General features: G+C 39.9%; 14 protein-coding genes and 2 pseudogenes. 9 read left to right on the top strand and 7 right to left on the bottom strand.

The genetic code is table 11. The features are described from left to right. Positions 1–264 precede the first annotated feature (264 nt). Positions 265–741: pseudogene (locus tag HUE98_RS18060) on the top strand (peroxidase family protein); the annotation flags it as partial. A 126-nt stretch (positions 742–867) separates the two neighbouring features. Here the strand turns inward: HUE98_RS18060 and HUE98_RS08810 are convergent. The 4 genes from HUE98_RS08810 to HUE98_RS08825 form a co-directional block, all read right to left on the bottom strand. Beyond that, positions 868–1,347 (bottom strand): permease, encoded by a 480-nt coding sequence (locus HUE98_RS08810; protein ID WP_241423446.1) that lies wholly within the window; start codon positions 1,345–1,347, stop codon positions 868–870. Continuing rightward, positions 1,340–1,936 (bottom strand): permease, encoded by a 597-nt coding sequence (locus tag HUE98_RS08815; RefSeq protein ID WP_241423447.1) that lies wholly within the window; start codon positions 1,934–1,936, stop codon positions 1,340–1,342. Before HUE98_RS08815 ends, HUE98_RS08810 begins: the two co-directional genes overlap by 8 nt. Positions 1,937–2,055: 119 nt before the next feature. Further along, positions 2,056–2,667, bottom strand: a complete 612-nt coding sequence (locus tag HUE98_RS08820) for a DUF6518 family protein (protein ID WP_241423448.1) — start codon at positions 2,665–2,667, stop codon at positions 2,056–2,058. Positions 2,668–3,013: 346 nt separating this feature from the next. Continuing rightward, positions 3,014–3,235: a response regulator gene (locus HUE98_RS08825; RefSeq protein ID WP_241423449.1), complete on the bottom strand. Its 222-nt coding sequence runs from the start codon at positions 3,233–3,235 to the stop codon at positions 3,014–3,016. An 854-nt stretch (positions 3,236–4,089) separates the two neighbouring features. On the opposite strand from HUE98_RS08825, the pseudogene HUE98_RS18065 reads away from it, so the two are divergent. The 8 genes and pseudogenes from HUE98_RS18065 to HUE98_RS08860 all read left to right on the top strand — a co-directional run. Then, positions 4,090–4,368, top strand: a pseudogene (locus HUE98_RS18065) (IS200/IS605 family accessory protein TnpB-related protein); the annotation flags it as partial. Positions 4,369–4,401: 33 nt separating this feature from the next. Beyond that, complete coding sequence (locus HUE98_RS08830; RefSeq protein ID WP_241423450.1) at positions 4,402–4,695, top strand: hypothetical protein; 294 nt, start codon at positions 4,402–4,404, stop codon at positions 4,693–4,695. A gap of 199 nt (positions 4,696–4,894) precedes the next feature. Further along, positions 4,895–6,082, top strand: a complete 1,188-nt coding sequence (locus tag HUE98_RS08835) for a sensor histidine kinase (RefSeq protein ID WP_241423451.1) — start codon at positions 4,895–4,897, stop codon at positions 6,080–6,082. Beyond that, the gene (locus HUE98_RS08840; protein ID WP_241423452.1) at positions 6,069–6,731 is read left to right on the top strand and encodes a response regulator; all 663 of its coding nucleotides are present in this window, start codon (positions 6,069–6,071) and stop codon (positions 6,729–6,731) included. Before HUE98_RS08835 ends, HUE98_RS08840 begins: the two co-directional genes overlap by 14 nt. 183 nt (positions 6,732–6,914) lie before the next feature. Further along, the gene (locus HUE98_RS08845; protein ID WP_241423453.1) at positions 6,915–7,124 is read left to right on the top strand and encodes a PLDc N-terminal domain-containing protein; all 210 of its coding nucleotides are present in this window, start codon (positions 6,915–6,917) and stop codon (positions 7,122–7,124) included. Further along, complete coding sequence (locus HUE98_RS08850) at positions 7,124–8,044, top strand: ABC transporter ATP-binding protein (protein WP_241423454.1); 921 nt, start codon at positions 7,124–7,126, stop codon at positions 8,042–8,044. Before HUE98_RS08845 ends, HUE98_RS08850 begins: the two co-directional genes overlap by 1 nt. Further along, the gene (locus HUE98_RS08855) at positions 8,034–8,810 is read left to right on the top strand and encodes a hypothetical protein (protein ID WP_241423455.1); all 777 of its coding nucleotides are present in this window, start codon (positions 8,034–8,036) and stop codon (positions 8,808–8,810) included. The genes HUE98_RS08850 and HUE98_RS08855 overlap by 11 nt, the downstream gene beginning before the upstream one ends. Positions 8,811–8,821: 11 nt before the next feature. Then, complete coding sequence (locus HUE98_RS08860) at positions 8,822–9,748, top strand: alpha/beta hydrolase (protein ID WP_241423456.1); 927 nt, start codon at positions 8,822–8,824, stop codon at positions 9,746–9,748. 387 nt (positions 9,749–10,135) lie between these two features. Here HUE98_RS08860 and HUE98_RS17640 read toward each other — a convergent pair whose 3' ends face one another. The 3 genes from HUE98_RS17640 to HUE98_RS08870 form a co-directional block, all read right to left on the bottom strand. Continuing rightward, entirely contained in the window at positions 10,136–10,258 is a 123-nt protein-coding gene (locus HUE98_RS17640) for a hypothetical protein (RefSeq protein ID WP_277623721.1), read from the bottom strand. A 170-nt stretch (positions 10,259–10,428) separates the two neighbouring features. After that, complete coding sequence (locus HUE98_RS08865) at positions 10,429–11,508, bottom strand: alpha/beta fold hydrolase (protein ID WP_241423457.1); 1,080 nt, start codon at positions 11,506–11,508, stop codon at positions 10,429–10,431. Positions 11,509–11,925: 417 nt separating this feature from the next. Then, entirely contained in the window at positions 11,926–12,552 is a 627-nt protein-coding gene (locus HUE98_RS08870) for a GNAT family N-acetyltransferase (protein ID WP_241423458.1), read from the bottom strand. Positions 12,553–12,568 lie beyond the last annotated feature (16 nt).

Genomic DNA, 12,568 nt, shown 5'->3' on the forward strand with positions numbered 1-12,568 from the left:
TCAATTATAATTATTTCAAGGGTACACTGTCTGCAGATTTGCCCCCAGTTATAGACCATTGTATAAAAGCTGTTCCCATCCATGCAGGTATGGGAACACTTCACTCCTAAGACAGAACTGTCTTTTATCTTAAGGTTGCTTTTTTATATAATACGCATTCTGATTTATTTACTCCTTTTTTTAATTATACTGTCTTCTTATTCTAAGAATTTTTTCTGTTATTACAGTGGCTATTCTTGCCGGTCACTATATTTAGCTTAACATTTAGGAGAAGAATCATTAAATTCATATAATAAAGGCCGTGATACCATCACCAGCGGCATTGAAGGAGTCTGGACACCGACCCCGACAAAATGGGACAACAGCTATTTTGACACCCTGTTTAAGTATGATTGGAATCTCGTGAAAAGTCCTGCTGGCGCCTATCAATGGGTTCCCACGGATCCAGCCGCAGTTGAAACGGTGCCGGATGCCGAAGATCCATCCATACGACACACTGCCTGGGCTTCAGCCTCTACCTTCCAGGGCTCCGATAAGCGCGGAGGGGCAAACGGGGCGCGTATCCGTCTTGGGCCGCAGAAGGATTGGGAAGTCAACCAGCCGAATCAACTCAATATCGTGCTTGAGGCCCTTGAAAAAATCCAACAGGAGTTCAACCGTGCGCAGTCAGGCCAAAAGAAAGTATCACTGGCCGACTTGATCGTCCTGGGTGGATGTGGGGCTGTAGAGCAAGCTGCAAAGAAAGAACCACTAAGTCCGTGTACGATGCGCGGGCAAATGCAGGGAATTTTCATACTCATATGGTATTTTGTGCGGTAGCGCTTATTCAAGGATTTCAACCTTTTGCAGGGAAAAGCTTCACACTTATTATCTAAACAGAAGATTTGCCAATAGACCGGCCAGTGATGGTATTGCTATGTAAATACTGTATTTAAGTGCTACAAAACGAGGACCTAAAAAGGTGAATTCATAGGGTAGGTGTCCTATATTAATCATTCCCCAGGCTGTTATCATAGCAACTGCTGTTCCGGTGGTTACACTATCACGGAATATAGTATTAAACAAAGGGAAAAAAGCAAAGGGGCCTCCTTGGATAAGTGCACCGATTGCAGGTCCAATGATTAAACCTCTCCAACCAGATTCTTCTCCCAGCCAAGCTTGCAATGCTTCTTTAGGTATTAATATATCAATGAAACCTACAATTATAAAAGCAAATAAAAGCATTGGCAAGACGGCTAAAAACATACTTTTTGCTTCTTTCAGGCCTTCTATATGTTTATCCTGTCGGTACGCCACGAACAAAAGTATTATTGCCATTAAAGATAATACCACAAGTGCATTAGTCATTTTGTTCACTACTTTCCCCAGGTTTGTTTTTCATCTGAAGTTGTATTACTTGCTCCCTAATTTTCTCAGAATACCCAGGTAAAAAGATATTTACAGCGCCTCCCGCCAATATTGGAAATGCAAAAGTGATTAAGAATCTAATAGCTGTAAGTTCCACTCCAACAAATGCTATTTCAACTGGAATTCGAGCAATATTCCAGAGGGTTTTTGCAGCCACAAAACTAATCATTGTACCAACACTTGCTCCAGAAACTATTAAAGTTGCCATTAAAGGATAGAAAAAGAATGGTCCACCGGGAACCAAGGCTCCCATCAATGACCCCCAAAGTGGTCCTTTCCAGCCCGCTTCTTTCCCGAGCCACTTAGATACCATTTTGTTCGAGATTAAGTTGGAAACTAACCCAGCCACTATAAAAGCAATAATTAGAAGAGGAAAGACGCCGAGAAGCGTTTGTCCACCTAGTAATAATCCTTTAGCGACTAATGAGAAGCCTCCTTGAAAAAAGGCGATTATGGCTAAAATACCAGCGACTATTCCTATTCCTAAGATTGTTTTATTCATCCCTATGATCACACTTTCCTTTTTCAATAGTTTCTGTCCTCTACTAGTGATCCCCTTCTCATTATCGTAATGTTTCTATCCTTTTGGTAAATACCTTAATTTAACTGTGCTCCTTCTGTGCGGTTAACACTTGGTTGGCTTAATTATCATGGCAATAAATTAACTAGTCCAAAATGTTTAATGATAAGAAACATAATTACCACAATAGGAAGAATGCGTATGCGTTGTAGATAATTTTTGGGTAGAATCTTAAATAGTAAAATTGCTGAAAACAATTCGAAACCTCTCGGTATAGAAAAAGTATAGGTAAAGCTATAGCCTTCTGCCAATAACAAACTGATTGGAAATGCGGCACAAAAAGCGGCTATCCAGCCATTTCCCCGAGCGTACCACACAACATAACCGCCTATTGGTGCAAGCAAAGCAATACTACCCCATGCTATAAAATAATATTTGGGAAATACACCAAATAAAATCATAGAGTAAATATAATATACAACAATCATAGCTACCAAAAATACAAATGCGTGTAAAGCCGCAGTTTCAGGTGAGCGGCTCCATGCTACAAGTATAGTAGTTACCAATATCCAAAACCCTAGATAAGTTCCAATTTCTCCAACAACTGAACCATCTGTATATTTTGCTAAAAAGCCTAAAACAGCACCTAGTAATAATACTAACAAGACTCGCCATAAGTTTTGTTGCATAGTGAGCACGTTATCCGATTTTGTTCTTATTTGACTCAACTTATCTTTCATTTCTCTGTCCTCACCTAGTTCAAACTTTTCCCAGCACCAGATGTTTTAAGGCATACTGTAGCTTTTTCCCCTAAAGCCTGCAGCAGGACTTTATAAACTGATTTCCTTCCAAGAAGAAGAAGCTTTGGATAATTACTAGTAGTTCCCTTAGGTTAGGGCAAGTTCGTACGTTCAGATAAAATTATAGCCCTGGAACCTATTGAAGACGATCGAGGGCTTGGCCGGCGGACTAAAGTTTATGATCATTCAGCTGAATTTATGATTTCAAAAATTACTTTAGAAAATACGCTTATTTGATACGATTTTTGGATTACACCTTTAAAACCATATTTATCAAAATTGGCCATTATGGGTTCGGTTGAATAGCCGCTGGAAACAACAGCTTTAATTTATGGATCTTCATCAAGCAATATTTTATCGTATCCTTGCCCCCCATACCACCGAGAATTGTCAAGTCTATCACCACCAGGTCAAAAGGATGGTCTGTTTTCTTAGCTTCCAGGTTTTTTATGATGGCTTCAGCTCCATCTACAGCATAATGGGCCTTATACCCCAGTTGGGATAACATATCGCAGGCTGCCTCTCTAATACCTAGATGAATATAATTATAATTTAAAATACGACATTTCTATTCATCTTCAGATAAAAAATAGATACGGTTTAAATGATTACTTTGCCAACACCGCTGTCCAGACAGCTAAAGCAGTTCTTTCAAGTCAAAAAGAGTTAAATGGTCAGTATAAAAAATCTTAAGTCACCAGATTAAAACCCGACAAAAAAAATTAAAGATATTTTTAAACAAGATCCTTAATATTACATAACCGACATTTTAAATCCTGTCGGTTATGTTGTTCAATAAATATTCTTTGTTGTAAAATTTGTTTTTTGTTCAAATTTAGGTTATAAAAACTTGCTCATCATATCATTATATAATTTGATTTAATATATTGAAAATCTTCTCGACATAAGCAAATTTATGTTCCCTTATTATCTCTATTTTTTATATAAATCTTTAAATATTCGAACAGCTATAAGAAAAGAACTCACAGACATCACAACAAATAATGCAATCCAAATATATATTGAAACTCCCAGTATGTTCATAACATTGTTCCCCTTTAAATTATTTATCATGATAGATTTTGATTTGATTACCCTCAAAATACTTCCAATGAATTACACTTTAGAACACATGATTATTATATCTTATTATATCTAACTAATGTGAGTTGGACAACTCGGTTATAAGTCAAAGGTAAGAATCAGGAGGAGCTGATTGACCCTAATTTATCATCTTAGCGAGAAGACCCCTTCCTCTAAGCAAAGCGAAGGTAGGGGATGAATCGCTTTGCTTTTAAAAAAACACTAGACAAACATATGTTCAGCAATGTATAATATTACTATATAAGCTACGTTTAGGAGGTGCATCTCAAGTGGAAAAATGCTTTTTTTCAAACAGGATCTATAAAAAAGACTTGCCCCAAAAAGACAGATGCAGCTATCCAGTTAATTGACATTGCTAATAATAAGAAAAAGCCTATTGTATTAGAGGATCTAAATACAACTGATTCTAAATCAAAACTTTCTTATGGCAGCAAAAAGTCTAATCGCAAGATAACTCAATTTGCTTATAAAAAGATAATTGATTCCATCCAGTCCAGGGCTTATAAAGTTGGGATAGCCATATTTTTAGTAAACCCAGCTTACACTTCTCAAAAGGGGAAGTTCAAATACATGAAACCTAAAGGCTTATCGGTCCATCTTGCAGCAGCTTATGTCATTGCCCGCCGCAGGATGGGTTTTAGCGAAAAAGTTCCACCGGTTTTGTCTGGTTTGCTGCCGGAGAAGATAGCAGTCAGGCATCATTGGACGCATTGGAGCTACATAACTCGCATGCTTAAAGATGTAAAGCCCCAGGCTTTGTATCAAGAGTTAGGGAATATGGAAAACGTAGGCTCTCTAAAGGACCTAAGAAATCGATTAGAGCTAACAGGAGAGGGAGAATACTTAATACCCTTTTCTGCGTAGCGTGTTAACGTTGCCATATTTTTCCTACAAGCCCTTGTTGACGGGATGCTTGGTTCCGGTTAGATAGCCGGAATCTCCCTCTTCAAACCTCGAAGAGGTTAAATGGGAGTAGTTCAATTAACCAATAACTAGTATAATGAAAATAGAAACGTATAGCCGGCCCTGTTCGCCAAGTTTACTTGTCATAGGAGGGTTTATCGTGCCTGTTCTGTCTGGATGGAAAACACAAGAAACCATATTTAAACGCATACACCTAATCATGGTGGTTTTATTTTTGCTGTTGTCGGCTTACATCGTATCCTTAAATCAAGAGCAGCGTTTCATCCTTATCGCCGGTTACTCCCTTTATTTTATTATGGCGGCCTTTCGTCATTTTTATCTTTCTAATTTGAAAAACAATATCTGGCAGTTGGTCTTCCCTTACCTGGAGGGGGGCGTTATCTATTACATTACTTTAATAGATGTAAATAATACCGGCCTTGGTTTGATTGTCCTTATTGTCTATGATATTGCTTTGGATTACAAATATTCATACGGTATTGTCTATATCATTTTTGGATATATGGCGTATATGTCTATCTATGTGGCGAACTTCCTGCATTTGCCCCTGGGAAACATCATTCTCCTATTCATTATTGGAGGGATTCAGTTCATCCTCTTTGTTGGTTTTGCTTTTCTGGCAAAGGAGTACAGCATTCAGAGCAGGCAGCTTCGGGAAACTTCGGCACAGCTGTATGCAAAGATGATTGCCATGGAAGAAATGACGCTGTTAAAAGAGCGCAACCGGATTGCTTTGGAAATCCACAATACGGTGGGGCATCAATTGACAACGGCATTAGTACAGATAGAAGCTGCCCGAATGCTTATGGATAAAGACCTTGCAGAAAGCAAAAGGCGCCTGGGCATTATTAAAGACCAGGTGCGGAAAGGCCTTCAGGAAATACGGCAGGCTGTTCATGCCATTAAAGTAGATAAGGAATACGATAACTTTCCAGAAACAGTGCATCGTTTGATGGAGCAGGTCAGGTCCCATACAAAAATAAATGTAGACTGCAGCTTTGATGACATTGAAGAAGCAAAACTTATACTGAAGAAAACCCTTTATCATATGATTCTAGAGTCTATTACCAATGCCATTAAACATGGACACTGTCAATATATCAAGATGAATTTAGAAAAGAAGGCGGGGATCATCTCTCTTTCCTGCTTCAATGATGGTACTGTACCCCAAGATATTAAATATGGGTACGGTTTAACTACGATGAAAGAACAATTAAAAAGCCTGGGAGGCAATTTAACTATGACCATAAATGAGGACGGTTGGTTTGGCCTGGTGGCAGAAGTGCCCGTCTTTTATCAGGAGGAGAATGAGGATGGAAAAGATTAGAATTATGTTGGTGGATGACCAGATGCTCCTGAGGGAAGGCCTGAAGACCATTATTAACCTGCAGGAAGACATGGAAGTGGTGGCAGAAGCGGAACACGGTAAAATGGCCATTGAACAGATGGAGAAAAAAATAGTTGATGTGATTTTGATGGATATTTGTATGCCCGTTCTCAACGGGGTTGAAGCATGTGCCGTTATAAAAGAGGAATTCCCTGAAACGTCAATTATCATCCTCACTACCTTTGACAATGACGATTATATCATTGATGCCCTGACCAATGGGGCTGCTGGATACATTCTTAAAGATATCGATGCTTCCCATTTAATCATGTCCATTCGTGATGCTCATAGAGGTCAAATGATGTTACCTGGAAGGATTGCTGCAAAACTGGCGGCTCGCTTGTCTAAACAGAAATCTTCTTTTAAAACCCGACAGGGAGTAGATATCCACAAAGAGCCTCTCTTCAGCGACCGGGAAAAAGAGATAGGTTTACTATTGGCCCAGGGACTGAGCAACCGGCAAATTGCGAAAGAGCTATTTTTAAGTGAAGGAACCGTCAAAAATTATATCAGTGATATCTATGCCAAATTAGGAACAAATAATCGAACCAAGGCAGGACTTCTTATTCAACAGCTTGATGATGAGTGATATCTGTTTTATATCTCGATATCGTGGAATTCCGGAGGTAAAACCTCCGTTTTTTAATTTAAAATGTATCTGAAACTGACATAAGTATCTTCTTGAATTATGACCATGGATGTGACTTCCGTCACTTATCATATGACCTCTTGTTGTAGTATTATTAAGTTAATAATTTATATGGAGGGAAAAATGATGACAGATTTATTAACTGTTGAGTACCTGTTGATTCTGGCTCCGCTGCTTTTATTTGAGTTTGTTTTAAAGGGGATTTGTATTGTAAAGATTTTTAGGGAAGGTGTGACAAGCTTAAGCAAATGGGTTTGGCTGGCAATTGTATTGTTTATTTCAACCCTGGGGCCCATTAGCTTTTTAATTTGGGGACGGAGGAGGGATATCTAATGATTCAGACAGAAGGGCTGCGTAAAAATTTTGGCAGCTTTCAAGCCCTGAAAGGGATTGATTTACGGGTTGAAAAGGGCGAGATCTACGGATTCCTTGGACAAAACGGTGCTGGTAAATCTACCGCCATGAACATTCTTGCGGGGCTTTCCAAAGCTAATGCCGGAACCTGCGAGGTGAATGGCTGGGATCTTGCCAAGATTGCGCACCCAGGGGATTTACACATCGGCTACCTGCCGGAAGAACCCAGTTTTTATCCCTGGATGACAGGTAGGGAAACCCTGCAATATCTGGGAAGCCGCTGGCAGGGTAATGTGGAGAAGCGTGTCCAGGAAATGCTGGGGTGGGTTGGGCTTATGGAAGCTGCCAACCGTCGTGTGGGTGGCTACTCCCGGGGCATGAAACAGCGATTGGGCATGGCCGCTGCCTTGTTCTATGATTCTGATCTGATTTTACTGGATGAACCATCATCCGCCTTAGACCCGGAAGGACGAAGTGATGTGCTGAGTCTTATCCTGGATTTAAAAGCCAGGGGAAAAACCGTTTTTTTGTCTACTCATATTTTAAGTGATGCCGAAAGGGTTTGCGACCGTGTAGGCATCCTTGCTCACGGTCAAATGGTGGTGGAAAAAACGCTGGAAGCCCTTTATGCAGAAAATGTACAGTCAATTTATGATGTAACCATACCAAAAACTATGCAGGATACCGGGCTCATTAATAGATTATCCCGCTTACCCGGAATTCATAGTGTTGAAGCTGCGGGAGACAAAATATCCATTTCTGTGGATTCCCCGGAGAATTCGGGGAAAACTCTCCTGAACTTTTTCGCATCAACGGACCTTATGGTAGAATCCTTTACACTGCGTAGAGCCAGCTTGGAAGATATTTTTTTGGAGGAGGTCGCTAAGAATGGACATTAAAGCAATGATACGAAAAGAGATTATGGATGGCCTCCGGAATTACCGGTTTTTGATTCTGTTGGCAGGGATTTTGTTTTTTGCAATATTTGATCCCGTAATGAACAAGTTAGTTTTGCCGGAACTGCTAAAAAGTCAGTTTCCCAACATGACAGAAGAGGTCATGCAGGGGATGCTGATTACAACTCAAAATGCAAATATTCGAGCCTACCTGGGAGATGTTTTTCAGATTAGCACCTTAATCATAGCTTTTGCCCTTTCGGGTATCATGGCTCAGGAGATATCTGATAAAACCTTGATATTCCCTATCTGTTCCGGGAAAAGTTACAGTGGATTACTGCTGGCAAAGCTGAGTGTTTATGGGAGCGTATTAGTAATCAGTTCAATATTCTCGGCAATGGTCAATTACGTGTATGCAGGAGCCCTTTTTGGATTCGATCTCCCCTCTTTTATGCCTGTTCTGAGGGCCGGATTGTTTCAAGGGTTTTATATGGTGTATGTTTTAGCTTTATTAATTTTCATAGGGTCCCTGGTCAAGAAGCCTGTTACCGCAGGGTTGTTAGTTCTAATCCCAGCGTACGGCACCCGTATAATGGGGGACTTGTTGAATATCAACAGGTACCTACCCTCCGGTCTGCTGGTTGAGGCAGAAATGCTGGCCGTAATCCCTTCGGTTTCATGGATTGGTTCTTTGGTATCTACTCTTGCAGTTATGGTATTGCTGATTGGGTTTACTATGATTCGTCTCACTAAAATAGAATTGTTATAGAGGTGAAATAAATGAAAAGAATATATTTAATAATGGCCGTTATGGTGGTCTTCGCCATAGTAACCCATATCGCTTTGGATAACGTAGGGTATCATAAGATTCAATTGGATGACGGCATTTTATACGGTAAAGCTTCGGGTAAGGACAAGGACCTGGTGGTTTTAATCGCTGCCGGCTCAGGCCCAACAGACATGGATGGCAACAGCCCCCTTCTCCAGGGCAGAAATGATTGTTTTCTTCAAATGGCCAAAAGTTTAGAACGGGAAGGCATATCTACTTTTCGGTATGATAAAAGAACTGCTGGGAAAAGTGCGGGGTCCTTTGATTTTACGAACATGGAATTTGAACGGTTTGTGGATGATTTTGTAGGTGTCATCAGGTATTTGAAAGAACAGGGCTACCAAAAGATTTTTGTCATGGGCCACAGCAAGGGCTCCCTTGTGGGTATGTTGGCATCGTTAGAAGAACCCATTGATGGATTTATATCCATTGGAGGCACGGGTGTGCCCATTGATGTAACCCTGGAGAAGCAGCTTTCAACTTATTACTCGGAGGAAAGCCTGGAAATGAAGACGCTTCAATCCTTAAAGGAAGGAAAAACCGATCCTACTATAAGCGATGAACACCCTCTATTCAATTTAGAAAATCAACGTTTCTTTCTAACATGGATGGAGCATGACCCTGGAGAGATCATCAGCAGATTAGATATTCCTATACTCCTCATTCATGGTGAAGCAGACTCTCAAGTTGACAACGCTGACTTTGAAGCGCTTAAGGCAGGATCCAAGGATGCAGAGGCACTTATCATAAAAAACATGAATCATGTAATGAAAGAGGTTTTTACTGACGATGATAATATAGCTTCCTACAGCGATCCATCGTATCCACTGCATAATGAACTTGTTCCAGGGATAGTTGAATTTATCTCTTTTTTTTAGGGTATAAGACCCCCACTTCTAAGCGTTAGCGTAGGTGGGGCGTATAATCAGGTGGAGTAGAGTCTCCACCTGATTCCTCGATGTTTCAGCTTGCTGAAACGAGTTCACTCACAACAATAATCGGTAAACGTTAATGTATAAGCGGTATGATTCTTTCCCCTGGCCAGCTGCAGTGTATGCACTGTCACAACTTGATCCAGGGTATAGTTTTTCGGGATATATTCAAAAAGTTGGCTCCTCTTCCATCACCACAGGGTAGAATTTACATAAGCGGTGCCAGGAACTGCACCTGCTGTTATACCAAAGAGTCCCGTTCGCTCTCCCAGGGGCAGCAGGATCATCCCTAAAATAAATGGCATAAGCACCAGCAGTAGGCTCGTCCAAAAATTAGACTGGCGGCTCGTGTGCTGCTGCCAAGGCCAGGGCCAGCCTCCGCTGCTGTCCAGTGGAAAGAGTATGATACTCTGCTTCTCTTTTCTCTGACAGGTTTAAACGTTCCAGCAAATCCATGCGGGAAGTCACCCTATGGTAGGCACTGAAGAACTGCATGGCCTTTCTAACCTTGCATTGCTTGAACGCCCATGACCTGGCATATCCCATTCTCCTTTCAAAAAATGACTTTATTCCATTACACGTTTAAGGCAATCCCTTTTTTCGGCAATTATCCTACAAAAATTATCTCACTTATCCGGAAACTTGTTATCGTTGGTTATCCCTTCAATATCTTCTCTTATCTGTATAGCTAATTGCGCAAATTTTTCAGGTTCTTCAAAGTGTGGGAAGTGTGCTGACTCTTCAAACCATATAAATCCTTTTTCAGGAGCAATTATATGGCTATAATAGTTCTCTATTAAGATAGAAGGGGTATTGTAATCATATTTACCTGCACAAAAGTAAATAGGTACTTTCACTTCAGGTAAATCTCTTATAAAGTCTAAGTCTACATTATATCCCCACATGGTATCTGCTGTAAATTTACTCCCCAAAGCAAATTTTAACCCATCAATCCCTGTATATTCTGGAGAAAAAATACTTGAGAGGATGATGTCATTTAAAGTATTCACCTTTCTTTCCACGCCACCATATTTCTCTAACCATTTTCTTTGGGTCATTGTATCCCTAACTATGTTTTTGTATGGAGGTCGTCCAATCTTCGTTAAATCTTCTAACGCTTTATTATCATTATTTTTTTGAGCCTTCTCTAAAACAAAATCATATGAAACTACTTCATTGTCGAGTCCATTGACTACTTGTCCAATACTTATAAATGCTGCAACCTTTTCCGGGTATTGATCTATCACATGTAAACCTAATTCACTACCCCAAGAATGACCAGCCAAATATATTTTTTCTTTGCCATACTTTTTACATAGATAGTCAATCAGTTCTTTACTATCTTCTATAAACTGTTCTTTGTTCATAGATTCTTTAGGAATATTAAATGAATACGACATGCCAGACCCTCTTTGGTCCCAATTGACAACAGTGAAGCTATCTTCTAATTCTTCTTGATATTTTCGTGCAAATGAAATTTGTGCATACCCAGGACCACCATGTAAAAAAAGAAGGATTGGATTATTAATATTTCTACCTCTTATCATTATATACTGATCTATTCCACCAAGTTCAACTTTCTGTATTGATGCTACACTATTATTTCCTTCAATCTGTGGTGTTCTGGATGGTACAAATAATATAATTAATAAGCATATTATTAAAATTACTAAAAGTATCTTTAAGGCTTTTTTAATTAGTTTCATAAATAATCTCTCCATATGTTTTACTATAAAAATATGACTGGTTAAATTCTAAAGCTGAAAAAGCTGGTATTAACTTTTCTCAGACTTTACAAGTCACATTAAAAGAGCAGCTCGGTATTAAATAGAAATGCTCTTCGCTTAGACTGCTGATGGATAACGGTTTATTTTGCGGCAGTTTCACATCGAAAGGGATACCGCGAAGATAAAAACGTTGAAAAAATTAACTCTTTATACCTTCGTTTGCTGTCGTAAATGTATTCCAGAATATCTGCCCCATTTAAATTAATCCCTTCGTCCCCATGAAATTCTGCGGAGGCTGCGGTGAGGTTTTCCGCAGGGGTTCACTGGAACAACAGGGGTAAGAAGTCCGTCTTCTGGCGGTGTGTCAGCCGCCTTTGTTTTTATAATATACTGTTATCATGCTAACTGCCCCGGCAGCTTCTTTTTTTCTTTCGGTGAAAAGTTCACGTCAAATTTTTCAACGTCCGTATCTTCAACCATATAACCGTCCGGGTCTTGAAAAATGCCGGTTACCCCCGAAAGATAACCTGATTGCAATTCCTTCACCATAAAGAACGGAGCCTCTTCATCTCGTGGAACAGCAGCGTAATAAATTTGCATAGAATGACCGCTGACAAATCCAAATCTATGATAGTAATCTGGATTTCCTGTAATCACAATCGCTCCACAACCAAGCTCCAGTGCTTTCCCCATTGTAAAACGAATCAGCTCACTACCGTATCCTTTGCCTTGACATTCCGGCAGCACGCTGACCGGGCCAAATGTCATAATCGGGATAATTTGTCCGTTATCATGCACTATTTCAGATTTGCAGTACATGATATGAGCCACAATTCTGTCATTTTTTTCAATAACGTAATCTAATTCCTTCACGAAATCAGGACGATTCCGGAATTGATGAAGAATAAAATGCTCCGAGCAGCCGGGACAGTATTTATTCCAAAAAGCCTCTCTGGTAAGATTTTCTACTTCATTCCAGTCTTTTTTCATTTCCAAACGGACTGTGTAATTATTATTTATCAAGGTTATGCCTCCTAAG

Source organism: Candidatus Contubernalis alkalaceticus (assembly GCF_022558445.1).
GTDB lineage: Bacteria > Bacillota > Dethiobacteria > SKNC01 > SKNC01 > Contubernalis > Contubernalis alkaliaceticus.

Bases quoted from the DNA above. Each gene is read 5' to 3' on its own strand.
- HUE98_RS08810 (WP_241423446.1), bottom strand. From the start codon at position 1,347: ATGACTAATGCACTTGTGGTATTATCTTTAATGGCAATAATACTTTTG.
- HUE98_RS08820 (WP_241423448.1), bottom strand. From the start codon at position 2,667: ATGAAAGATAAGTTGAGTCAAATAAGAACAAAATCGGATAACGTGCTC.
- HUE98_RS08825 (WP_241423449.1), bottom strand. From the start codon at position 3,235: ATGTTATCCCAACTGGGGTATAAGGCCCATTATGCTGTAGATGGAGCT.
- HUE98_RS08830 (WP_241423450.1), top strand. From the start codon at position 4,402: ATGAAACCTAAAGGCTTATCGGTCCATCTTGCAGCAGCTTATGTCATT.
- HUE98_RS08840 (WP_241423452.1), top strand. From the start codon at position 6,069: ATGGAAAAGATTAGAATTATGTTGGTGGATGACCAGATGCTCCTGAGG.
- HUE98_RS08845 (WP_241423453.1), top strand. From the start codon at position 6,915: ATGATGACAGATTTATTAACTGTTGAGTACCTGTTGATTCTGGCTCCG.
- HUE98_RS08850 (WP_241423454.1), top strand. From the start codon at position 7,124: ATGATTCAGACAGAAGGGCTGCGTAAAAATTTTGGCAGCTTTCAAGCC.
- HUE98_RS08855 (WP_241423455.1), top strand. From the start codon at position 8,034: ATGGACATTAAAGCAATGATACGAAAAGAGATTATGGATGGCCTCCGG.
- HUE98_RS08860 (WP_241423456.1), top strand. From the start codon at position 8,822: ATGAAAAGAATATATTTAATAATGGCCGTTATGGTGGTCTTCGCCATA.
- HUE98_RS17640 (WP_277623721.1), bottom strand. From the start codon at position 10,258: ATGGATTTGCTGGAACGTTTAAACCTGTCAGAGAAAAGAGAAGCAGAG.
- HUE98_RS08865 (WP_241423457.1), bottom strand. From the start codon at position 11,508: ATGAAACTAATTAAAAAAGCCTTAAAGATACTTTTAGTAATTTTAATA.